Source organism: Frigoribacterium sp. CF331 (genome assembly GCF_057787905.1).
Map to the genome: position 1 here is coordinate 1,439,809 of NZ_CM173545.1, position 21,452 is coordinate 1,461,260.

A 21,452-nucleotide genomic window follows, 5' to 3' on the forward strand; every position below is an offset into this window, starting at 1 on the left:
TCGTCGTGGCGGGCCGGTGCCCGGTCGAGCCCGGGACGGACCCGGTTCAGCCGGGGACGACCGCGCGAGCCGCCGCCCGAGCCGCGGCCGGCAGGGCGTCGACGATGCGCGACACCGCCTCGTCGTCGTGCGCGGCCGTCACGAACCAGGCCTCGAAGACCGAGGGCGGCAGGTTGACCCCCGCGTCGAGCATGGCGTGGAAGAACGGCGGGTACCGCCAGGCCTGCTGTGCGCGCACGTCGTCGTAGTTCGCGGGCGGGGTCTCGGTGAAGGCGAACGAGAAGAGCGAACCGGCGCGCTGGACGCTGTGGGCGACGCCCTCGGCCGACAGGGCCTCGGAGACCGCACGCGAGAGGGTGTCCGACACCGCGTCGAGGTGCGCGTAGACCTCGGGGGTCGCCAGCCGCAGCGTGGCGATGCCGGCGGCCACGGCGACCGGGTTGCCGCTCAGCGTGCCCGCCTGGTACACCGGGCCGAGGGGCGCGAGGAAGTCCATGACGTCGGCCCGACCCCCGAGGGCCGCGAGCGGCAGGCCCCCGCCGACGACCTTGCCGAACGTGATGAGGTCGGGCTCCCAGCCGGCGCCGTCGGGCACGACCTGCGAGGCCTCGAGACCCCACCACCCCGCCCGCCCGACGCGGAAGCCGGTGAGCACCTCGTCGACGATCAACAGCGAGCCGTTGCGTCGCGTGATCTCGGAGAGGCTGCGGTTGAAGCCGCGCTGCGGCGCGAGCACGCCCATGTTGGCGGCGGCCGCCTCGACAATGACGGCGGCGATCCGCGGGCCGTGCTCGGCGAAGGCCGCACGGACGGCGGCGAGGTCGTTGTACGGCAGCACCAGGGTCTGGGCCGCGGTCTCGGCCGTGATGCCGGCGGAGCCCGGCATCGACAGGGTCGCGACCCCCGAGCCGGCCTCGGCCAGCAGCGAGTCGGAGTGGCCGTGGTAGTGGCCGGCGAACTTCACGAGCAGGTCACGGCCGGTGTAGCCGCGGGCGAGGCGGATGGCCGTCATGGTCGCCTCGGTGCCGGTCGAGACCATGCGCAGCTTGCCGATCGGTCGCTGGTCGCCGACGGCGACGCGTTCGCGCACGAGTTCGGCGAGCTCGGTCTCGGCCGGGGTCGACGCCCCGAACGACAGGCCACGCGCGGCGGCCTGCTGCACCGCCTCGAGCACCTCGGGGTGCGTGTGGCCGAGGATGGCCGGGCCCCACGACGCCACCAGGTCGACGTACTCGCGCCCCTCGGCGTCGGTGACGTAGGCCCCCCGGGCACCGACGAGGAACCGCGGCGTGCCGCCGACCGAGCCGTACGCGCGGACGGGCGAGTTGACGCCCCCGGGGATCGACCGCTTGGCGCGGGCGAAGTAGGTGTCGTTGCTCTGGCGGGTCGTCTCGGTCATCAGAACCGCTCCTTCTGGAGGCGCGTGGCCAGTTCGGTGGCCCAGTACGTCAGGATCGCGTCGGCCCCGGCCCGCTTGATCGACAGCACGCTCTCGTACGAGGCGGCGTCGAGGTCGATCCAGCCGTTCGCGGCGGCCGCGTGGATCATCGCGTACTCGCCGCTGATCTGGTACGCCCAGACCGGCACGGTGCTCGTGGCCGCCGTCTCGGCGAGGACGTCGAGGTAGCTCATGGCCGGCTTGACCATGACGACGTCGGCGCCCTCGGCGATGTCGAGGTCGACCTCGCGGAGCCCCTCACGCCCGTTCGCGGCGTCCATCTGGTACGTGCGGCGGTCGCCGACGAGCGTGGACTGCACGGCTTCGCGGAAGGGGCCGTAGAAGGCGGACGCGTACTTCGCCGCGTAGGCGAGCAGTGCCGTGCCGCCGAAGCCGGCCTCGTCGAGGGCGTCACGGGCCGAGCCGATCTGGCCGTCCATCATGCCGCTCATGCCGATCAGCTGCGAGCCGGCCTCGGCCTGCACGACGGCCATCTCGTCGTAGCGCACGAGGGTGGCGTCGTTGTCGACCGAGCCGTCCGCGGCGAGGACGCCGCAGTGGCCGTGGTCGGTGAACTCGTCGAGGCAGAGGTCGGTCTGCACGACGAGGGCGCCCTGGGCGGCGTCGACCGCCACGCGGGTCGCCACGTTGAGGATGCCCTCGGGGTCGGTCGCGCCCGATCCGACGGCGTCCTTCTCGAGCGGCACGCCGAAGAGCATGACGCCGCCGACGCCGGCCTCGGCCGCCTGCTCGATAGCCCGGGGCAGGCTCGACAGGCTGTGGTGGAACACGCCCGGCATGGACGAGATCGGGGCGGGCTCGTCGATTCCCTCGCGGACGAACATCGGCAGCACGAGGTCGGCGGGGTGGAGGCGGGTCTCCGCGGTCAGGCGGCGCAGGGCAGGGGTGGCACGCAGGCGGCGGGGCCGCACGCGGGGGAAATCGGACATCAGTCCTTCTCGGTCGGGGGTGTTCCGGCGGCCGGGCCGTCGAGGGCGTGGTCGACCACGGCCTCGACGAGGGCGGCCGCCGATCGGGTCTCGGCGATCAGGTGCACGGGCAGTCCCGCGGCACGGGCGTCGAAGGCGGTGCGCGGGCCGATGCACGCGACGAGGGTGGCGGGCGGCAGGGGGGCGAGCTGGGCCGCGATCTGGCGGGCCACGCTGCCCGAGGTGACGAGCAGCACGCCGATCGAGCCGTCGGCGACGCCGTCGCGCACCTCGGCCGACACGGGCACGCCGACGGTGCGGTACGCGGACACGAACTCGGCGTCGAACCCGCGGGCCGACAGCCCGGCGACGAGCGTCGGCTCGGCCAGGTCGGACTGGGGCACGAGCACGCGACCGGTGACCTCGTCGGCGGGCCATTCTTTCACCAGTCCGCGGGCCGAGTTGTCACCCTCGGGCACGAAGTCGACGCGGATGCCCGCGAGGCCCAGGGCCGACGCCGTGGTCTCGCCCACGGCGGCGACCCGGGTGGACGCCGGCGGCCGGATGCCGTTGCCCACCAACACGTCGACGGTCGTGGCGCTGGTGACGACGAGCCATTCGTAGACGCCGGCCTCGAGACGGGCGAGGGCCGCGGCCAGCAGCTCGGGGGTCTCTGCCGGCGCGAAGTTGATGAGCGGGGCGATGACCGGTGCGGCCCCACGCGATCGCAGGGAGGCCGCCACTCCGTCGCCCCACTTGCCGCCGCGCGGCACGAGCACGCGGACGCCCTTCAGGGGCTTGTCGGCCGTCACGAGGCGCTGCCCAGGGGGTCACCGCCGGACGGTCCGCCACCGAGGGGGGCGAACTCGGCGGCGCCCGAGTCGACCAGCTCGTCGACCACGCGGCCGGCGACCTCGTGGACGTCGGCCAGGCGGGCGACGAGCGGGCCGTCGTCGAGCGAGACGGCGTGCGACGAGCTGAGCCGCCTGCTGCCGTCGGGGCTGTAGACCGTCGCGCTGAGCAGCAGCAGACCGGCGTCGACCACCGCGCTGGCCCCGACGGGCGCGGCACAACCGGCCTCGAGGCCGGCCAGCACGGCACGCTCGGCCGTGACGACGAGGCGGGTCTCTTCGTCCTCGACGGCGGCGAGCCCCAGGGCGAGCGACTCGTTCGGGTCGCCCTCGCGGACCTCGACGGCCAGCGAACCCTGACCGGGGGCACTGGGCCAGAAGCCGAGCCCCAACAGTTCGGTGGCCGCGTCGAGACGGCCGAGCCGGCCGAGACCGGCGGCACTCAGGAGCACGGCGTCGAGGTCGTCGCCGACCCGTCCGAGGCGCGTGTCGACGTTGCCCCGGATGTCGACCACCTCGAGGTCGGGGCGCCTCGACCGCAGCTGTGCGGCCCGACGGGGCGAGCCGGTGCCGACCCGGGCGCCCTCGGGCAGGCCCTCGAGGGTGAGGCCGTCGCGCGCGCACAGGGCGTCGCGGGCGTCCGCGCGAGCGGGCGTCGCTCCGATGACGAGACCGGGGTGGGTGGCGGTGGGCAGGTCTTTCAGCGAGTGGACGAGCGCGTCGCACTCGTCGGCCAGCAGCGCCTCGCGCAGGGCGCTGGCGAAGACCCCGGTGCCGCCGAGCGAGGCGAGCGACTCGCCCGAACCCTGCGACCGGTCACCCTCGGTCTTGATGCGGACGAGCTCGACGTCGCGGCCCGTCGCGGCCGCGATGCGGTCGGCCACGGTCGACGACTGGGCGACGGCCAGCGCGCTGCCCCGGGTGCCGATGCGGATGGTCGCCACGGGGTCAGGGAGCCAGACCGGAGAGGGCGGGCTTGAAACCGAGTCGCACGTTCTCGCAGCAGCCGGGCCGGCACACGTCGTACCAGGGGCCCAGGTCGGTCACGTGCGGTCGGTCCTCGACCGGGACCCCGTCACGGCGTTCGAGCACGAGGTCGACGAGCCCGGCGACGTAGGTCGGGTCGATGCCCGGCGTGGGGGTGCGCGTCGCCCAGAAGCCGTTCTTCTCGCTGGTCTCCATCGCCTCGTTGTCCAGGTCCCACATGACCTCCATGTGGTCGCTGACGAAGCCGAGCGGCACGATGACGACGGCCCGGGTGGGCCCGCCGGCCAGGTCGTCGATGGCGTCGTTGATGTCGGGTTCGAGCCAGGGCATCGACGGCGGGCCGCTGCGGGACTGGTAGACGAGCTGCCAGGGCACGGTCGTGCCCCCGCCCTCGGGCACGTCGAGGTCGAGGGCGGCCTCGGCCGCGGCCATGACGACCTCGGCGACCGCCTTGTGCTGCGCGGCGTACGCGCCGTCGGCGTCGAAGCCGCGCGACTCGGGGCCGCTCTTGGCCGCGTCGGTGGACGGGATCGAGTGCGTCGCGAACAGCACCTGCACCTCGGTCGACAGGTCGAGGCCCTCGTTCTCGGCGCGGGCCTTCACGAGGGCGTCGCGGACGCCGTCGACGAAGGGCTGCACGAACCCGGGGTGGTCGAAGAACTGGCGCACCTTGTCGATCTGCATCGTGCCCTCGAGGCCCGTGGCGTCGAGTGCCATCGCGAAGTCCTCACGGTACTGACGGCACGAGCTGTACGACGAGTAGGCGCTGGTCGCGACGGCGATCAGCTTGCGGAACCCGCGCGCGTCGGCCTCGCGCACGGCGTCGGCCATGTACGGCTGCCAGTTGCGGTTGCCCCAGATCACGGGCAGGTCGATGCCGCGGCTCGCGAGCTCGGCCTCGAGGGCGGCCTTGAGTTCGCGGTTGTGCTCGTTGATCGGGCTGACGCCGCCGAAGTGGCGGTAGTGGGTGGCGACCTCTTCGAGTCGCTCTTCGGGGATGCCCCGGCCGCGCGTGACGTTGCGCAGGAACGGGATGACGTCGTCCTGCCCCTCGGGCCCGCCGAAGCCGGCCAGCAGGATGGCGTCGTAGTCGGTCGGCTCGGAGACGTGCTCGGGGCCCGCGGCCGCGGCCGGCGTGGCGTTGCGGACGAGCTGCCCGTTGGTGATGTGGCTGGTGTCGGTCACGACAAGACCTCGATGATGTCGGTGGTGGGGATGCGTCGGCCCGTGAAGAACGGGATCTCTTCGCGGACGTGGCGGCGGGCCTCGGTGTAGCGCAGGTCGCGCATGAGGTCGACCAGCTGGACGAGCTCGGGGGCCTCGAGAGCGAGGATCCACTCGTAGTCGCCGAGCGAGAAGCTGGCGACCGTGTTGGTCAGCACCGCGCGGTGCTCGGAGCCCTGCTTGCCGTGCTCGGCGAGCATCTGGCGCCGCTCGGCCTCGGGCAGCAGGTACCACTCGTAGCTGCGGACGAACGGGTACACCGTGAGCCACGCCTCGGGTGCCTTGCCGCGCATGAAGGCCGGGCTGTGGTTGCGGGAGAACTCGGCCTCGCGGTGCATGCCCATGGCGTTCCACGTGGGCAGGAGGGCGCCGAGCACGTCGGTGCGCAGCAGCTGCCGGTAGGCCGACTGGACGGCCTCGGGCACCTCGCCGTGCAACCAGATCATGATGTCGGCGTCGGCACGCAACGCGCTGACGTCGTAGAAGCCCCGGACGGTGACGCCGAGCCCGGCGAGGGCGTCGACGACCGCGTCGAGCTGCGGCACGTCGTCGAGCTCGGGGGCGTAGGGGTTCTGGGGGTCGCGACGCAACACGGCCCACAGGGTGTAACCCAGTCGCTCGGCCGGGGCCGGTGCGTCCGTCGGGGCGTCGCCGGTGTCGGGCCGTGCGGGTGCTTCGGGTCGTTCTGACGTCGGCAGGACGGGCGCTGCCGCGTCGGCGCTGGAACTCATGCAGTCATTCTCCCTCTCGGCACGCTGGGAGCCCAACCAGGTTGCTCCCGGTCGAGCGAACGGGCCGGGGCCCGGGCTGGGGACGAGCCGAGCAGCCGGTCAGCGTCGCTTGACCACCGCGACGACGACGCCGGCCACGGCCAGCGCACCCGCCCCGGCCGCGGCGAGCCACGGGGCCTTGTCGCGCTCGAACGACGACTTGGCCCGGTGCCCGGCGATGCCGAGCTGCTTGGGCACGTTCAGCTTGTCCTCGAGCTCGTTGAGGGTCGCCGCGAGCTCGGCGCGCGTGCGGTCGATGTGTGCCTGGATGTCGCTGCTGTCGCTCATGGGGCTCCTGTCGGGAACGGGGGGAGTCGGGAGGGTCGAGGAGGCGCGTGGGCGGTCGTCGAGGAGGCGCGTCAGCGCTCGTCGAGACGGGCGCCGGGGATCGACCCCACGCCCTTGACGGCCTTGAGGTCGGCCTTGAGGCTGGCGATGGTCTTCTCGGGGACGGCGGGCAGCCCCTTCTTGATCGCCTTGTACCCGAGGAACCCGAGCAGGGCGGCGACCAGCAGCAGCACGCCGGCGACGATCAGCGCCGAGGCCCAGCCGGGCAGCCAGATGGCGAGCAGCAGGACGATGCCGGTCAACAGCACGCCGAGCATCGCGAAGACGAAGACGAGCGCCCCGACGAGGAAGCCCGCACCGATGCCGAACGCCTTGAGCGTGCCGATGACCTCGTATTTGAGGAGGGCGAGCTCGCCCTTGACGAGGTCGGTGACCAGCGTCGGGATGTCTTGCACGAGGGCGAAGAGCGACCGCGGTCTCGTCTTGTGCCGCACCTCGTCGCTGCGCGTCGAGTCGGTCACTTCGTGCGACCGCCGCCGAAGAGCCGGGAGATGCCGCGGGTGATGCCCGTGACGACGGCGTCGACGCCGTCGGCCGTCTTCGCACCGGCGAAGTCCTGCCCCTTGGCGACCTGGCGCTGGACGGCCCGGCTGTTCCAGACCTTGGACGCCCTCTCGGTGATCTGCTCGTACCGGTCGTGGCCGGCGCGGGCGCCGAGCACGAATCCGACAGCGGCTCCGGCGACGAAGATCAGTTTGCCTCGCACGGGGACTCCATTCGTGGTCGTACGCGCGACGGCATGTGCCGCACACGTCCGTCCAATGTAGCCCGAGCGGGCTGCCCGACGCCCGCGCCGGACCGAACCCGGCCGACCCCGTGCGCTCAGTCGCGCGGCGGGGGCGACGAGAGCGCCGCCACGAGGGTGGCGGCCTGACGACGCGAGTGGGCGACGATCGCGGCGAGCCCACGGCCCGCCACCGCGCCTCCTGCCTGGACGACCTCGATCACGGGCTCGACGACGGCCGCCGCCTCGGCCCGGCGCGGGGCGTCCCAGGTGGCACGGCCGAAGCCGACCAGGTGGCGCTCGGCGAGGTCGACGCCGAGCAGGGTGGAGGCGTCCGCGAGCGCGGCGTCGCGCACCTCGGCGTCGGAGGTGCCGCGGTCGACGACGGGCGAGTCGAAGCTCAGCCGCAGCACGTGCCGCCCCTCGGCCAGGTCGGCGAGCCAGCTCCACTTGACGGTGGCGTGGGTGAGGGCCTTGGCGCGCAGGCCGGTCGAGCCCGGTGCGACGAGCACCCCCGTGCCGCGGGGCGCCGCGTCGAGCTCGGGGCGCTCGACGACCAGGGTCGCGAGCGTGATCGCCCCGGGAGGCACCGAGGAGGCGCGGGTCGTCAGGGCCACCGCGTCGTGGTCCCCCACGGCCAGCACGACCTGTCTCGCCCTGACGTGCTCACCCCTCGCGGTCTCGACGTGCGTCTCGTCGATCGACCGGACGCGGGTGCCGAGGCGGACGTCGACGCCGAGCCGTCCGAGGTCGGCGACGATCGGGTCGACCAGCCGGGCCAGGCCGCCCCGGATGCCGGCCACGGCGGAGCCGGCCGGGGCGAGCGCCCGCAGGCCGAGCACGGCGGCGGCGAGGCTGCCCTCGCGCTGCAGGGCCGCGCGCAACCCCGGGGCCACGCGGTCGGCGGCGAGCAGGTCGGGGTGCAGCGAGTGGACCCCCGAGACGATCGGGCTGACGAGCCGGTCGACGACGGCCTCGCCCATGCGGGCGCGGACGAGACCGCCCAGGGTGGTTTCGTCGGACCCGACGGCGGCGGGCAGGTCGGCATCGGCGAGCGCGCGCCGCACGCCGGCCTCGCCGACCACGGCCCGCACGTCGGCCGCGGCGGGGTCGCCGGGGATGCCGAGCAGCCCCGTGCGCGGGATGGGGAACGACCGGCCGTCGGCCTCGTGCAGCCAGGCGCCGCGCGGGTCGGGCAGGACGATGTCGTCGCCCAGGCCGAGCTCGGTCGCGAAGCCGGCGACCGTGCCGCCGCGCGTCGCGAAGCTCTCGGCCCCGGCGTCGAGGGCGATGCCGGCGACGACGTGGCGCGAGACCTCGCCGCCGAGTCGGTCGGACGCCTCGAACAGGACGACGCCGAGGCCGGCGGCGGCGAGGTCGCGGGCCAGCACGATGCCACCCATGCCGCCGCCGACCACGGCGACGTCGACGGCGCCGCCCGGGGTGGCGACGGGCGGGGTCACAGCGTGTGGGCGAGCTCGACGATGCGGGTCAGCACGTCGGGGTCGGTCTCGGGGCTGACGCCGTGGCCGAGGTTGAGCACGTGCGCGGGGGCCGATCGGCCGCGCCGGGCGACGTCGCGCACGTGGGCCTCGAGCACGGGCCAGGGCGCCTGGAGCAGCGCCGGGTCGACGTTGCCCTGCACGGGCGTGGCCCCGCCGAGCCGGCGCGAGGCCTCGTCGAGCGGGATGCGCCAGTCGACCCCCACGGCGTCGGTGCCGACGTCGCGCATGGCGGCGAGCACCTCGCCGCTGCCGACGCCGAAGTGGATGCGCGGCACGTCGAGGTCGGCCACGTGCGACAGGGCACGGGCCGAGTGGCGCGCGACGTGCTCGGTGTAGTCGGCCAGCGACAGCGAGCCGACCCACGAGTCGAACAGCTGGGCGGCACTGGCACCCGCGAGCACCTGGGTCCGCAGGAACGCACCCGTCACGTCGGCGGCCCAGGTGAGCAGGGCGTCCCAGGTCTCGGGGTCGGAGTGCATCAGGGCACGGGCGCGGATGTGGTCCTTCGACGGGCCACCCTCGACGAGGTACGCGGCGAGGGTGAAGGGGGCACCGGCGAACCCGATCAGCGGCGTGCCGCCGAGCTGCGCGACGGTCTGGGCGACGCCCGCCGCGATCGGGGCCAGCGCCTCCTCGTCGATCGGCCGCAGGGCCGCGACGTCGGCCGCCGTGCGGATCGGCGTCTCGAGCACCGGCCCGCGACCGGGCACGATGTCGACCGCGACGCCGGCCAGCTTGACCGGCACGACGATGTCGCTGAAGAAGATGCCGGCGTCCACGCCGTGGCGGCGCACCGGCTGCATCGTGATCTCGCTCGCCAGGTCGGGGGTGAGGCAGGCGTCGAGCATCTTGGTGCCGACGCGCAGCTCGCGGTACTCGGGCAGCGAGCGACCGGCCTGCCGCATGAACCACACCGGCAGCGTCTCGGGCCGGTCGCCCCTCAGTGCACGGACCAGCGGCGACCGCGTCGTGAGGCCGGTGGCCAGGGGGTGCTGCTCGGGCAGGGCGGGGTTCTGGGTCACGAGGTCGATTCTCCCATCGCCCGCTGGGCGTCGGGTCGAGGAGGCACGTCGGCCGAGGAGGCGCGGGTCAGGAGACCGCGACGACCATCTTCCCGACGTTGTCACCGCGCATCAGCCCGGTGAAGGCGTCGAACGTCGAGTCGACGCCCTCGACGACGGTCTCGTCGTACACGACGTCGCCCGCGGCGAGCCACGGGCCCATCTCGGCCTGGAACGCCGGCGCGAGGTGGCGGTAGTCGCCCAGGGTGAAGCCCTTCATGGTGAGGCCGCGGGTGACCATGTTGGTCATGCCGGTGATGCCGACCGGGGCGCCGGTCGCGTTGTAGTTCGCGATCGAGCCGCAGAGCGCGGCGCGACCGCCGGTGCGGAACGAGGCGAGTGCGGCCGAGAGGTGGTCGCCGCCGACGTTGTCGAAGTAGAGGTCGATGCCGTCGGGAGCGGCCTCGGCGAGCAGCTCGGTGACGTCGCCGTCGCGGTAGTTGAAGGCCGCGTCGAAGCCGTACTTCGAGGTGAGGAGGTCGACCTTCTCGGCCGAGCCGGCGCTGCCGACGACGCGTGAGGCGCCCTTGAGCCGGGCGATCTGGCCGACCATCGTGCCGACGGCCCCGGCGGCGCCCGAGACGAAGACGACGTCGCCCTCGCGGATGCCGGCGATCTCGGTGAGGCCGACGTACGCCGTGAGCCCGGTGAGGCCGAGCACGCCCAGGTACGCCGACAGGGGCACGCCGTCGACGGGCTGCACGGCACGGAACGCGGCCGCGCCTCCCTGGGCGACGTCACGCCAGCCCTGCTCGTGGAGCACGACGGTGCCGACCGGCAGGTCGTCCGAACGCGACTCGACGACGCGTCCGACGGCGCCGCCGGTCATGGTCTCGCCGAGGGCGAACGGCGGGACGTACGACTTCACGTCGTTCATGCGACCGCGCATGTAGGGGTCGACCGAGAGGAACTCGTTCTGCACGCGCACCTCGCCGTCGGCGAGGTCGGGCAGCGTCACCTCGACGCGGGCGACGTCGTCGGGGGTGGGCTCGCCGTGCGGGCGGGCGACGAGCTGCCACTGGATGCTGGTGGTCGAGGTCATGGTGTCTCCTTGGTCGGTGCGGGGTGGGACCGGTCGGAATGCGAGGCCGGACACCCGTGTTGCAAGCTGCAACCGTCCTGGGGCATTCCCGGCCACTCGACGTCGAGTCAACGCCCAGCCGAAAACGCCGATCAGAGTTAGGATCACTCAGTGCTCATCTGCCTCACGGCGTCCCACCAGAACGCCAGCTTCGACCTCCTCGAGAGGCTGAGCATCGGCGCACCCTCGGCGGCGGGCACCCTGGTCGACGGCAGCGACTTCGTCAGCGGCGCGGTCGTGCTCGCGACCTGCAACCGCTTCGAGGCCTACCTCGACGTCGACGAGCCCCTCACCGCGGGCAGCGCCCTCGCCGTCGAGGCGACCATCGAGACGATGAGCACCGCCAGCGGCGTCGAACCCGACGACCTGCGCGACAGCGTCCGTGTCATCACCGGCGACGAGGTCGTCGAGCACCTGTTCGCCGTCAGCTCGGGCCTCGAGTCGGTCGTCGTCGGCGAGGACGAGATCTCGGGCCAGGTGCGACGGTCGCTCGAGCGCGCCCGCCACGACGGCACCACCTCGCGCGACCTCGAGCGGCTCTTCCAGAAGGCGTCGCAGACCTCGCGCGGCATCAAGAACCAGACGAACGTCGGAGGCGCGGGTCGGTCGCTCGTGCGCCTCGCCCTCGAGTTGGCGTCGTCGCGCGTGACCGACTGGTCCGAGGCGCGCGTGCTCATCGTGGGCACCGGCCAGTACGCGGCCACCACCGTCGCGGCCCTCCGCGACCGGGGTGCCGACCAGCTCGCGGTCTACTCGGGCTCGGGTCGGGCCGAGTGGTTCGGCCTCAAGCACGCCGCGACGCCCTACGACGACCTCGCGACCGCCGTCGCCTGGAGCGACGTGCTGATCACCTGCACCTCGACCACCGAGCCGGTCGTCACCCGCGACGTCGTGCGGCCCGGCGGTCGCCGCCTCGTCATCGACCTCGGTCTGCCCCGCAACGTCGACCCGCTCGTCGCGGGCGTCGAGGGCGTCGAGCTGCTCGACCTCGAGACCATCAGCCTGCACGCCCCGCTGCCCCAGCTCAGCGCGGCCGACGACGCGCGCGCACTCGTCTCGTCGGCGGCCGCCGAGTTCCAGGCCGTCGCCGCCGAGCAGTCCCTCACCCCCTCGGTCGTCGCCCTGCGCAAGCACGTCTTCGACCTGCTCGACGCCGAGATCGAACGAGCCCGGTCGCGCGGCGACTCGTCCGAGCGCACCGAGTCGGCGCTGCGTCACCTCGCCGGCGTCCTGCTGCACACCCCGTCCGTCCGGGCGCGCGAGCTGGCCCGCGAGGGTCGTGGCGACGAGTTCCGCGACGGTCTCGAGGCGCTGTTCGGCGTGACCGACGGGCGCCGCGCCTCCTCGTCCCCGTCACTGCGGGCGGTCGACGACGAGCGTCGGGCCTCGGCGGGCTGACCGACCGCCGCTCGTCGGTGCCGCGCACCCGACGCCGCCGTGCCCGAGGATGGCCTGATGGACACCATCGTCGTCAGCGCCCTCGCCCTCGTCCGTGACCGACGGATGCTGATGGTCACCGCGCGCGACCGTGACGTGCTGTACCTGCCCGGCGGCAAGCTCGAGGCGGGCGAGACGGCCGCCGAGGCCCTCGTCCGCGAATCGCGCGAGGAGGTGGGGGTCGAACTGGACCCCGCGACCGTGGCCGAGCTGTTCACGGTCGTGACGCAGGCGCACGGCGAACCCGAGGGGCGGCAGGTGGCGATGACGGTGTTCGCCGCCGAGCTCGCGTCGACGAGCCCCGAACCGGCACCCGCGGCCGAGGTGGGGGCGGTGCACTGGGTGACGTCGGCGGACGCCGACCGCTGCCCGCCGGCGGGCGTCGCCACGCTCGGACGCCTGCGACGGCTCGACCTGATCGACTGACCCGGGCCGGTCACGGACGAGGCCGGGCCCGGCGGCGGGCCGGTCACCGCCCCGTTCGCTCAGTGCACGTACTCGAGTGCGTCGGTCCCCACCGCGCGCAGCGCCTCGAGGGCCCGGAGGCGGTGGGCGAGGGTGAGGTCGTCGAACGTCACGACGACGCAGTAGGCGACGCTGCGCCGGGGCCCGCGCAGCACGCCCAGCTCGGCCCGCACGCCCGCGTCTCCGCCGGTCGCGTGGACGATCTGCAGGTCGTGGTCGAGCCGCCGGTGCCCCAGCGGGTCGAGGCCGAACGGTGCCGCGACCAGGGACGTGTCGGCGCCGAGCGACAGCCAGCCCAGCACGCGGTTCGACACGGCCCGGTCGACGACCTCGCCGCGGGCCAGCGCCACCGTCAGCCCGGCGAGCTCATGGGCGGTGCCGACGGCCAGGGCGGGTGCGTCGTCCGGGCCGCGCGTCGACCGCGTCACGTCGAGCAGGGCCGTCTTCGTCAGGCCGAGCGACTCGCCCCGGGCGCGGACGGCGGCGAGCCCCACCAGGCCGATCAGCGCGTCGACGGCTGCCGCGTCGCGGAACGCGCCCACCAGGGTGGCCGCGTCGGTGATCGGCAGGCGCGTGCGACGCAGGTAGGGCCAGACGCCTCCCGGCCCCTGGTCGCCGGGCGCTCCGGGGCGCTCGAGCTCGTCGAGCGGACGCAGCGTGCCGTCCTCGATGCGGGCCGACACCTCGATGAGCAGCAGCACGGCGCCGAGCTGGCCCACCGGCAACGCCAGGTGCTCGTCGACGCTCAGCAGGTCGTCGCCCGAGTCGAGGTCGGCGACCGACGCCGAGACCTGCCCGCCCGCGAGCGCCAGGTCGCCCAGCGCCGCGAACGACGAGGCGAACGACTCGAGCGCCCGACCGCCGCCGTGACGCGGTTCGTGGTCGGCGCCGTCGTCGCCCCCGCGTCGGGCTCGGCGGCCGGGCCCCGGGTCTACCAAATCGTGACGCGCTCCTCGGCCGGCAGCCAGAGGGCGTCGGTCTCGGTCACGCCGAAGGTGTCGTAGAACTCGTCGATGTTGCGGACGATCTGGTTGCACCGGAACTCGTTCGGCGAGTGCGGGTCGATCGAGATCAGCCGGACGGCCTCTTCGTCGCGCAGCGTGATCTGCCAGGCCTGGGCCCAGCTGAGGAAGAACCGCTCGGCGCCGGTCAGGCCGTCGATCACGGGCGGCTCGCTGCCGTCGAGCGAGATCAGGTAGGCCTTCCAGGCGATCGAGAGTCCACCCAGGTCGCCGATGTTCTCGCCGATCGTCAGGGCTCCGTTGACGTGGTGGTCGGGCACCTGCTTCGGGGCGAGCGCGTCGTACTGCGCGATGAGCGACGAGGTCAGCTTCTCGAAGGCCTCGCGGTCGGCGGGGGTCCACCAGTCGGTCAGCTTGCCGTCGCCGTCGTACTTCGAGCCCTGGTCGTCGAAGCCGTGGCCGATCTCGTGGCCGATGACCGCTCCGATCGCCCCGTAGTTCGCGGCGGCGTCGCGGGTCTCGTCGAAGAACGGGAACTGCAGGATCGCCGCGGGGAACACGATCTCGTTCATGCCGGGGTTGTAGTACGCGTTGATGGTCTGCGGCGTCATGAACCACTCGTCGCGGTCGAGGGGCTTGCCGATCTTGCCCAGTTCGCGGTCGAAGCCGAACGCCGCGGTGGCCCGCACGTTGCCGACGAGGTCGGTCGGGTCGATCTCGAGCGCCGAGTAGTCGCGCCATGTCGAGGGGAACCCGATCTTGGGCGTGAACTTGTCGAGCTTGTCGAGGGCGCGCGCGCGGGTCTCGTCGGTCATCCAGGCGAGCCCCGAGATGCTCTGCCGGTACGCCTCGACGAGGTGGGCGACGAGCACGTCCATCGCGGTCTTGGCCGCGGGCGCGAAGTGCCGCTCGACGTAGATGCGGCCGACGGCCTCGCCGAGCGCGCCCTCGACGAGCGAGACGCCGCGCTTCCAGCGGGCCCGCTGCACGGGGGTGCCGGTCAGGGTGCGGCCGTAGAAGCCGAAGTTGGCCTGGACGAACGGCGTCGACAGGTAGGCCGCCGTCGAGCGCACGATCTGCCAGCGCAGCCAGTCGCGCCAGTCGTCGAGGCGGTCGTCGGTCAGCAGCGTGGCCAGGCCGGTCACGAACGAGGGCTCGCGCACGACGAGTTCGTCGAAGACGCCGGCCGGCCCGCCGACGGCGTCGCGCCAGACCGTCAGGTCGACGCCCTCGGCGAGCGCGTCGAACTCGCCCCACGGCATCAGGTTGTACGTCTTGTCGCTGTCGCGCGTGGCGACGTTGCTCCAGTGGTGCGAGGCGAGGTCGGTCTCGAGGGCGACCACGCGGTCGGCCCGTGCGCCCGGCTCGTCGAGCCCGGCCAGGTCGAGCATCTGCTCGACGAACGCGCGGTACGCCGTGCGCACCGACTCGAACTTCTCCTCGCGGTAGTACGACTCGTCGGGCAGCCCGAGGCCGCCCTGCTCGGCGAACACGACGTAGCGCTCGGGGTCGCCGGGGTCGTTGTCGACGAAGAGCTGCACGACGCTCGGCACGCCCTGCTTCTCGTAGGAGCCGAGGAGGCGCGTGAAGGAGGCCACGTCGGTCACCTCGTCGACCTCGGCCAGCAGTGGCTCGAGGGGTGCGGCGCCGAGCGCCTCGACGCGCTCCTCGTCGGTGAAGCTGGTGAAGAGGTCGCCGATCTTGCGGGCCTCGGTGCCGGGCTCGGCCGACTGCGACTCGACGACGATCTCGTGGACGGCCTTCTCGGCCTCCTCGGCCAACAGGTAGAAGGAGCCGTAGCGCGCCTTGTCCTCGGGGATCTCGGTGCGGTCGATCCACTTCCCGTTGACGTGCCGGAAGAGGTCGTCCTGCGGGCGGACCGCCGGGTCGAGTTCGTCGGTCTGGATTCCGCTGCTCAGTGCGTCGCTCGTCATGCCCGCCAGCCTACGGCGGCCCCGCCGCTACAGTTCTGGGCATGGCACTCCCCTGGTCGCTGCACGGCGACGGACGAACGGTCGACGCAACCGAGATCGTCGCCCCCGAAGAACGACTCACCTGGCCGCGCACCATCGGGCTCGGCGGCCAGCACGTCGTCGCGATGTTCGGCGCGACCTTCCTCGTGCCGATCATCACGGGGTTCCCGCCGAGCACGACGCTGCTCTTCTCGGGCATCGGCACCCTGCTCTTCCTGATCGTCACCGGGAACCGCCTGCCGAGCTACCTCGGCTCGTCGTTCGCGTTCCTCGCGCCGATCGCGGCGGCGCAGGACGTCGGCGGCATGCCCCTGGCGCTCAGCGGCATCGTCGTGGTCGGCGTGCTGCTCGCGATCGTCGGCGTGGTCGTCAACCTGGCGGGGACCCGGTGGATCGACGCGCTGCTGCCGCCGGTCGTCAGCGGCGCCATCGTCGCGCTGATCGGCTTCAACCTGGCCCCGGCCGCCCGCGACAACTTCGCCGAGGCACCGCTCACCGCGGTCATCACGCTCGCCGCCGTCGTGCTCAGCGCCGTGCTCTTCCGGGGCCTCCTCGGCCGCCTGTCGATCTTCGTGGGCGTCGTGGTCGGCTACGTCGCCGCGCTGCTGCTCGGCGAGGTCGACTTCGGCGCGGTGGGCGACGCCGCCTGGGTGGGCCTGCCCACCTTCACGGCCCCCGCCTTCGACCCGGGTGCGCTGCCCGTCTACCTGGGCTTCCTGCCGGTCGTGCTCGCCCTCATCGCCGAGAACGTCGGACACGTCAAGGGCGTCGGTCAGCTGACCGGGCGCGACCTCGACCCGCTCACCGGCCGCGCCCTCTTCGCCGACGGCCTCAGCACGGTGCTGGCCGGCCTCGGCGGCGGCTCGGCGACGACCACCTACGGCGAGAACATCGGCGTGATGAGCGCCACCCGCGTCTTCTCGACCGCCGCGTACTGGGTCGCCGGCATCGTGGCGATCCTGCTCGGCCTGTCGCCGAAGATCGGTGCCGTCATCTTCACGATCCCGCCCGGCGTGCTGGGCGGCGTCACGACGGCGCTCTACGGCCTGATCGGCGTCATCGGCATCCGCATCTGGGTCGAGAACAAGGTCGACTTCAGCCGCCCGAAGAACCAGCTGACCGCCGGCATCGCCCTCATCATGGGCATCGCCGACTTCACCCTCGCCCTCGGTGGCGCGACGTTCGGTGGCATCATCCTCGGCACCGTCGCGGCCATCGTCGTCTACCACCTCATGTCGGCCGTGGGCCGGGCCCGGGGCACCGACTGACGGTGGCAGGCACCCCCGGCGAGCCGACCCCGACGACGACCTCGCGCCTCCGTTCGCCCTGGGACCGCCGCATCGTCGACCTCGCGGGGCCGGCGCTCGGCGCCCTGGTCGCCGAACCGCTGTTCCTGCTGACCGACACGGCGATGGTCGGGCACCTCGGCACGGTGCCGCTGGCCGGCCTCGGCATCGCGAGCGTCGTGCTGCAGACCGCCCTCGGCCTGCTGATCTTCCTGGCGTACGCGACGACGCCGACCGTGGCCCGGCGGCTCGGGGCGGGCGACCGACCCGGGGCGATCCGGGCGGGCGTCGACGGCCTGTGGTTCGCGCTGCTGGTCGGCGTCGTCCTGGCGGGCGTCGGCGCCCTCGTCGCGCGTCCCCTCGTCGGGCTCTTCGGCACCGACCCCGCGGTCGTCGACGCCGCCTCGACCTACCTGACCGTGTCGATGGTCGGCCTGCCGGGCATGCTGCTGGTCATCGCCGCGACGGGGCTGCTGCGCGGACTGCAGGACACCAGGACGCCCCTGGTCGTCGCCACCCTCGGCTTCGCGGCGAACGCGGGCCTCAACGCGGTCTTCCTCTACGTCTTCGGGTGGGGCATCGCCGGTTCGGCCGTCGGCACCGTCGTGGCCCAGTGGGGCATGGCGGCCGTCTACGTCGTGATCGCGGTCCGGGCCGCACGGGCCGTGGGTGCTCCGCTGCGCCCGGGCCTGGCCGGCGTCGGGCGCACGGCCCGCTCGGGGGCGTGGCTGCTCGTGCGCAACGCGTCGCTCCGGGTCGCGATGATCGCGACCGTCTGGGCCGCCGCCTCCTCGGGGGTGACGGGGCTCGCCACGATCCAGGTGGCGCTGACGCTGTTCAGCACGCTGGCGTTCGCCCTCGACGCGCTGGCCGTGGCCGGTCAGGCGCTCGTCGGCCACTCGCTCGGCCGGGGCGACCGCGACGCGGTGCGGGCGATCACCCGGCGGCTCATGCTGTTCGGCGTCGGCGGCGGCCTGCTGCTCGGCGTGCTGCTGGCGGCGGTCTCGCCCCTGCTCGCCCCCGTCTTCAGCGGCGACGACGCGGTCCGCGACCTCCTGCCCCGGGTCGTGCTCGCGATGGCCGTCGGCATCCCGCTGGCCGGCTTCGTCTTCGTCCTCGACGGGGTGCTGCTCGGTGCGGGCGACGCCCGGTACCTGGCCCTGGCCGGCGTGCTCAACACGGTCGTGTACCTCGCGATCCTGATCCCGCTGGAGGCGCGGGTCGAGCCGGGCGCACAGGGCACGGTCGCCTTGTGGCTGGCCTTCGGCCTCGGGTACGTCGGCATCCGCGCCGTGACGCTCGGCCTGCGGGCCCGGTCGGACCGGTGGATGGTCGTCGGAGGGAGCTGACCCGGACCCCGTGACGCGGCGGACGGGCGTCAGCGGCGGGGCGGAGCCGTGGTCGACCCGGGCCGGAACACGCTCGTGAAGGTCGTGCCCGAGGCCTGCTCGCCGGCCAGCAGCGCGAGCACCGCGCGACCGGCCGCGCGACCCTTCTCGACGGCGGGCTGCACGACCGTGGTGAGGTCGGCCGCCCGCGGGTCGTCGAGCCGCACGCCGTCGTAGCCCACGACGCTGAGGTCGCCCGGCACCGAGAGTCCCAGCTCGTCGGCCGCGGCGATGACGCCGGAGGCGAGCAGGTCGCTCTGGGCGACGATCGCCGTGGGCCGCTCGGCCTCGGGCACGTCGAGCAGGCGCAGGCCCGCCCGGTGCCCCTCGCTCGTCCAGCTGCCGCGAGTGGCCAGTCCTCCCACGCCGGGGAAGACCTCACGGGTGCCGCGCAGTCGTTCGAGGGTCGGCCACGACGTGCCCCGGGCCACGCGTCCGTCGGTCAGCACGTCGTCCCCGCCGCCGGTCGACCGACCGGGGCCGAGCTCGAGGGCGACGACCGCGACGCGTCGATGGCCGAGGTCGTGCAGGTGCTGCGCCAGCAGGCGGGAGGAGCCGACGTTGTCCTCGGCGATGTCGAGCACGCCCTCGGTCGGCGGGGCCTCGATCGACACGACGGGGATGCCCCGGCGACGCATGATCGACACCGACTCGTCGAGGCGGGTGCTGCAGCCGAAGAGCACGACGGCGTCGACGGGGGCGTCGAGGAGCCGCGAGCGCTCGCCCGCGGTCTCGGTGAGCAGCAGCAGCGAGGCGTCGGCCGGCCCGGTGACGTCGGCGATGCCGTCGAGCATCGCGACGTTGATCGGGTCGCGGAACGCGGTGCTGAGGCTGGCCTCGAGGACGGCGCCGACGATGCCGGACCGACCCCGCCGCAGCGACCTCGCCCGGGGGTCGGGGCCGGCGTAGCCGAGGGCGTCGGCCGCGGCGAGCACCCGCGCGCGGGTCTCGGCCGACACGGGGCCGGTGCCGCTGAAGGCCAAGGAGGCGGTGCTCGCGCTGACGCCGGCGGCTCGCGCCACCGACGCGAGGGTCGGTCTGGCGTCGTCGCCCGCTGCCCGGCTCATGGTGCCGCAGCCTAGCCGACGACGCCCGGGGGGCCGGGGCGCCTCGGTCGTGCGAGGGCGCCTCGGTCGTGCCGGGCGCCTCAGTCGTGCTGGGCGACGCGCGGTTCGTCGAGGCCCAGCGCCGTGACGTAGTCCGCCGCGAGCGCCGGCACCTGGGCCCAGTCGCCGTAGTGAGCCGCGACCTCCATCAGGTCGACGATCGCCCCGCGCACCGTCGCCCCGAGGGCGGGGGTCATGCCGTGGGCGACGACGGCGCTCGTGCTGCAGAGGATCTCGAGCGGCAGCAGCACGTCGTCGAGGACGTGCTGGCGGGCCGACGGCGACAGCACCTGCACGATCGAGCGGGCCAGGTCGAGGAAGTGCGCGACGTCGGGCTCGAGCTCCAGGCCGTGGGCGACGCAGGCGGGCGTCCGGTGCTCCGGCTCGTCGAGCTGCTCGAACGACGGCGCCCGCGTCGCCGCGATCGCGATCATGCGGACGAGGTCGTCGAGCAGCACCTCGTTGAACCGCCGGTGCCAGACGACGACGTGGGCGTGGCTGAACGGGGCGCGGACGACCACGCGCATCCGCCGGAGCTCGTAGAGGGCGAGCTGCACGTCGCCGGGGGTGACGCCGTGTTCGCGGACGATCGTGGCGAGGTCGAGGGTGTCGCCGGGGGCGTACCGGCCGCGGGCGATGTCGACGAGCACGAGCTCGGCGGCGTCGTGGGTGACGGGGGCGACGGTCGTGCGGGTCGCGGTGGAGTGCATCGGGGTGCTCATGGTTCCTCCGGGTCGAGTGGGGGGGAAGGTCGTCCTGCCGACCATCTGGAATGAACGTATTTCACATTTGCATGTTCGTCAAGCACCGGATCGGACGACCGTCCCGGACCGGGCCGCCGCGTAGGATCGTCGGGTGCGCCTCGTCATAGCCCGCTGCTCGGTCGACTACGCCGGTCGACTCTCCGCCCACCTCCCGCTGGCCACGCGCCTCCTGATGATCAAGAGCGACGGCAGCCTCCTGGTGCACTCCGACGGGGGCAGCTACAAGCCCCTCAACTGGATGAGCCCGCCGTGCACGATCCGCTCGGTCGAACCCGACGACGACCAGCGCGCCGCCGGCGTCGTCGAGCTGTGGAAGGTCACCCAGGCCAAGACCGCCGACATCCTCGCGGTGTCGATCCACGAGGTGCTGCACGACTCGTCGCACGAGATGGGCGTCGACCCGGGCCTGACCAAGGACGGCGTCGAGGCCGACCTGCAGAAGCTGCTCGCCGAGCAGATCGACCTGCTGGGCGAGGGCCACACGCTGGTCCGACGGGAGTTCATGACCGCCATCGGTCCGGTCGACATCCTCGCCCGCGACGCGAAGGGCGCGGCGGTGGCGGTCGAGCTGAAGCGACGGGGCGACATCGACGGCGTCGAGCAGCTCACGCGTTACCTCGAGCTGATGAACCGCGACCCGCACCTCGCGCCGGTGACCGGCGTGTTCGCCGCGCAGGAGATCAAGCCGCAGGCGCGGACCCTGGCGCACGACCGGGGCATCCGCACCCTCTTGCTCGACTACGACGCCATGCGCGGGCTGGACGACTCGCACTCGCGACTGTTCTGAATCGGCCCCGCAAAACCCTTGTGACACTCACATGTCAGGGTTATATTTCTCCTACGACGAAACGACCGCAGGAGCAACCCGTGACCTCACCCATCTTCGACACCCTCTCCGCCCAGCGCGAGGCGACGCCGGTCTTCGAGTCCCTGACCCGAGGGCTCGACGACCCGATGTGGTCGTTCGAGACCATGGCACCGCCGTCGACCCGCGGCGCCGTGGCCAGCGATGCCGTCGCCCGCGGCGCCGTCGCCCGGCAGGCCCCGACGCGCGAGGCCCCGATCCGCCGGACGCCGACCCGCGAGGCCGTGGGAGTCGTCGCGACGTGGCCGCTCCGGACGATCACCTGCTGACACCGTTCCGTAAGCTGAG

General features: G+C 73.5%; 22 protein-coding genes. 6 read left to right on the top strand and 16 right to left on the bottom strand.

Annotated elements, in window-relative coordinates:
* Positions 1-46: 46 nt before the first annotated feature.
* From hemL to AC3CCI_RS06765, 12 genes are all read right to left on the bottom strand, one after another.
* Positions 47-1,399: a glutamate-1-semialdehyde 2,1-aminomutase gene (gene hemL, locus AC3CCI_RS06710; RefSeq protein WP_488628497.1), complete on the bottom strand. Its 1,353-nt coding sequence runs from the start codon at positions 1,397-1,399 to the stop codon at positions 47-49.
* The gene (gene hemB, locus AC3CCI_RS06715; protein ID WP_354594040.1) at positions 1,399-2,388 is read right to left on the bottom strand and encodes a porphobilinogen synthase; all 990 of its coding nucleotides are present in this window, start codon (positions 2,386-2,388) and stop codon (positions 1,399-1,401) included. Before hemB ends, hemL begins: the two co-directional genes overlap by 1 nt.
* Positions 2,388-3,179, bottom strand: coding sequence for a uroporphyrinogen-III synthase (locus AC3CCI_RS06720; protein ID WP_354594039.1), 792 nt, complete (start codon positions 3,177-3,179; stop codon positions 2,388-2,390). Before AC3CCI_RS06720 ends, hemB begins: the two co-directional genes overlap by 1 nt.
* Positions 3,176-4,162, bottom strand: coding sequence for a hydroxymethylbilane synthase (gene hemC, locus AC3CCI_RS06725; RefSeq protein WP_488628498.1), 987 nt, complete (start codon positions 4,160-4,162; stop codon positions 3,176-3,178). The genes AC3CCI_RS06720 and hemC overlap by 4 nt, the downstream gene beginning before the upstream one ends.
* A 4-nt stretch (positions 4,163-4,166) precedes the next feature.
* The gene (locus AC3CCI_RS06730) at positions 4,167-5,390 is read right to left on the bottom strand and encodes a ferrochelatase (RefSeq protein WP_354594037.1); all 1,224 of its coding nucleotides are present in this window, start codon (positions 5,388-5,390) and stop codon (positions 4,167-4,169) included.
* Positions 5,387-6,160, bottom strand: coding sequence for a hydrogen peroxide-dependent heme synthase (gene hemQ, locus AC3CCI_RS06735; protein ID WP_488628499.1), 774 nt, complete (start codon positions 6,158-6,160; stop codon positions 5,387-5,389). The genes AC3CCI_RS06730 and hemQ overlap by 4 nt, the downstream gene beginning before the upstream one ends.
* 99 nt (positions 6,161-6,259) lie before the next feature.
* Positions 6,260-6,487 (bottom strand): DUF3618 domain-containing protein, encoded by a 228-nt coding sequence (locus AC3CCI_RS06740; protein ID WP_354594035.1) that lies wholly within the window; start codon positions 6,485-6,487, stop codon positions 6,260-6,262.
* 71 nt (positions 6,488-6,558) lie between these two features.
* Positions 6,559-7,008 carry a phage holin family protein gene (locus tag AC3CCI_RS06745; RefSeq protein ID WP_354594034.1) on the bottom strand — a complete coding sequence of 150 codons (450 nt, stop codon included), beginning with the start codon at positions 7,006-7,008 and terminating at the stop codon, positions 6,559-6,561.
* The gene (locus tag AC3CCI_RS06750; protein WP_488628500.1) at positions 7,005-7,253 is read right to left on the bottom strand and encodes a hypothetical protein; all 249 of its coding nucleotides are present in this window, start codon (positions 7,251-7,253) and stop codon (positions 7,005-7,007) included. The genes AC3CCI_RS06745 and AC3CCI_RS06750 overlap by 4 nt, the downstream gene beginning before the upstream one ends.
* A 116-nt stretch (positions 7,254-7,369) precedes the next feature.
* Positions 7,370-8,734, bottom strand: a complete 1,365-nt coding sequence (locus tag AC3CCI_RS06755; RefSeq protein WP_488628501.1) for a protoporphyrinogen/coproporphyrinogen oxidase — start codon at positions 8,732-8,734, stop codon at positions 7,370-7,372.
* Entirely contained in the window at positions 8,731-9,798 is a 1,068-nt protein-coding gene (gene hemE, locus AC3CCI_RS06760; RefSeq protein WP_488628502.1) for a uroporphyrinogen decarboxylase, read from the bottom strand. Before hemE ends, AC3CCI_RS06755 begins: the two co-directional genes overlap by 4 nt.
* A gap of 67 nt (positions 9,799-9,865) precedes the next feature.
* Positions 9,866-10,879 carry an NADP-dependent oxidoreductase gene (locus tag AC3CCI_RS06765; protein ID WP_354594030.1) on the bottom strand — a complete coding sequence of 338 codons (1,014 nt, stop codon included), beginning with the start codon at positions 10,877-10,879 and terminating at the stop codon, positions 9,866-9,868.
* A 150-nt stretch (positions 10,880-11,029) separates the two neighbouring features.
* On the opposite strand from AC3CCI_RS06765, the gene AC3CCI_RS06770 reads away from it, so the two are divergent.
* Positions 11,030-12,316, top strand: coding sequence for a glutamyl-tRNA reductase (locus tag AC3CCI_RS06770; RefSeq protein ID WP_354594029.1), 1,287 nt, complete (start codon positions 11,030-11,032; stop codon positions 12,314-12,316).
* A 57-nt stretch (positions 12,317-12,373) separates the two neighbouring features.
* The gene (locus AC3CCI_RS06775) at positions 12,374-12,781 is read left to right on the top strand and encodes an NUDIX hydrolase (protein ID WP_488628503.1); all 408 of its coding nucleotides are present in this window, start codon (positions 12,374-12,376) and stop codon (positions 12,779-12,781) included.
* 59 nt (positions 12,782-12,840) lie between these two features.
* Here the strand turns inward: AC3CCI_RS06775 and AC3CCI_RS06780 are convergent, their stop codons facing one another.
* On the bottom strand, positions 12,841-13,758 hold the full coding sequence (locus AC3CCI_RS06780) for a serine hydrolase (RefSeq protein WP_354594027.1): 918 nt from the start codon (positions 13,756-13,758) through the stop codon (positions 12,841-12,843).
* Entirely contained in the window at positions 13,752-15,716 is a 1,965-nt protein-coding gene (locus AC3CCI_RS06785) for a M13 family metallopeptidase (protein WP_488628504.1), read from the bottom strand. The genes AC3CCI_RS06780 and AC3CCI_RS06785 overlap by 7 nt, the downstream gene beginning before the upstream one ends.
* Positions 15,717-15,757: 41 nt before the next feature.
* On the opposite strand from AC3CCI_RS06785, the gene AC3CCI_RS06790 reads away from it, so the two are divergent.
* Positions 15,758-17,023 carry a uracil-xanthine permease family protein gene (locus tag AC3CCI_RS06790; protein WP_488628505.1) on the top strand — a complete coding sequence of 422 codons (1,266 nt, stop codon included), beginning with the start codon at positions 15,758-15,760 and terminating at the stop codon, positions 17,021-17,023.
* Positions 17,024-17,025: 2 nt separating this feature from the next.
* A complete protein-coding gene (locus AC3CCI_RS06795; RefSeq protein ID WP_488628506.1) occupies positions 17,026-18,390 on the top strand; it encodes an MATE family efflux transporter in 1,365 nt (454 codons plus the stop codon).
* A gap of 29 nt (positions 18,391-18,419) precedes the next feature.
* On the opposite strand, the gene AC3CCI_RS06800 is transcribed toward AC3CCI_RS06795, so the two are convergent.
* A complete protein-coding gene (locus tag AC3CCI_RS06800) occupies positions 18,420-19,496 on the bottom strand; it encodes a LacI family DNA-binding transcriptional regulator (protein ID WP_488628507.1) in 1,077 nt (358 codons plus the stop codon).
* An 80-nt stretch (positions 19,497-19,576) separates the two neighbouring features.
* Positions 19,577-20,257, bottom strand: a complete 681-nt coding sequence (locus AC3CCI_RS06805; protein WP_354594023.1) for a hypothetical protein — start codon at positions 20,255-20,257, stop codon at positions 19,577-19,579.
* 133 nt (positions 20,258-20,390) lie between these two features.
* Between AC3CCI_RS06805 and nucS the strand changes: the two genes are divergently transcribed.
* Both nucS and AC3CCI_RS06815 read left to right on the top strand, forming a co-directional pair.
* A complete protein-coding gene (gene nucS, locus AC3CCI_RS06810) occupies positions 20,391-21,086 on the top strand; it encodes an endonuclease NucS (RefSeq protein WP_354594022.1) in 696 nt (231 codons plus the stop codon).
* Positions 21,087-21,166: 80 nt separating this feature from the next.
* Entirely contained in the window at positions 21,167-21,433 is a 267-nt protein-coding gene (locus AC3CCI_RS06815; RefSeq protein ID WP_488628508.1) for a hypothetical protein, read from the top strand.
* Positions 21,434-21,452: the final 19 nt, after the last annotated feature.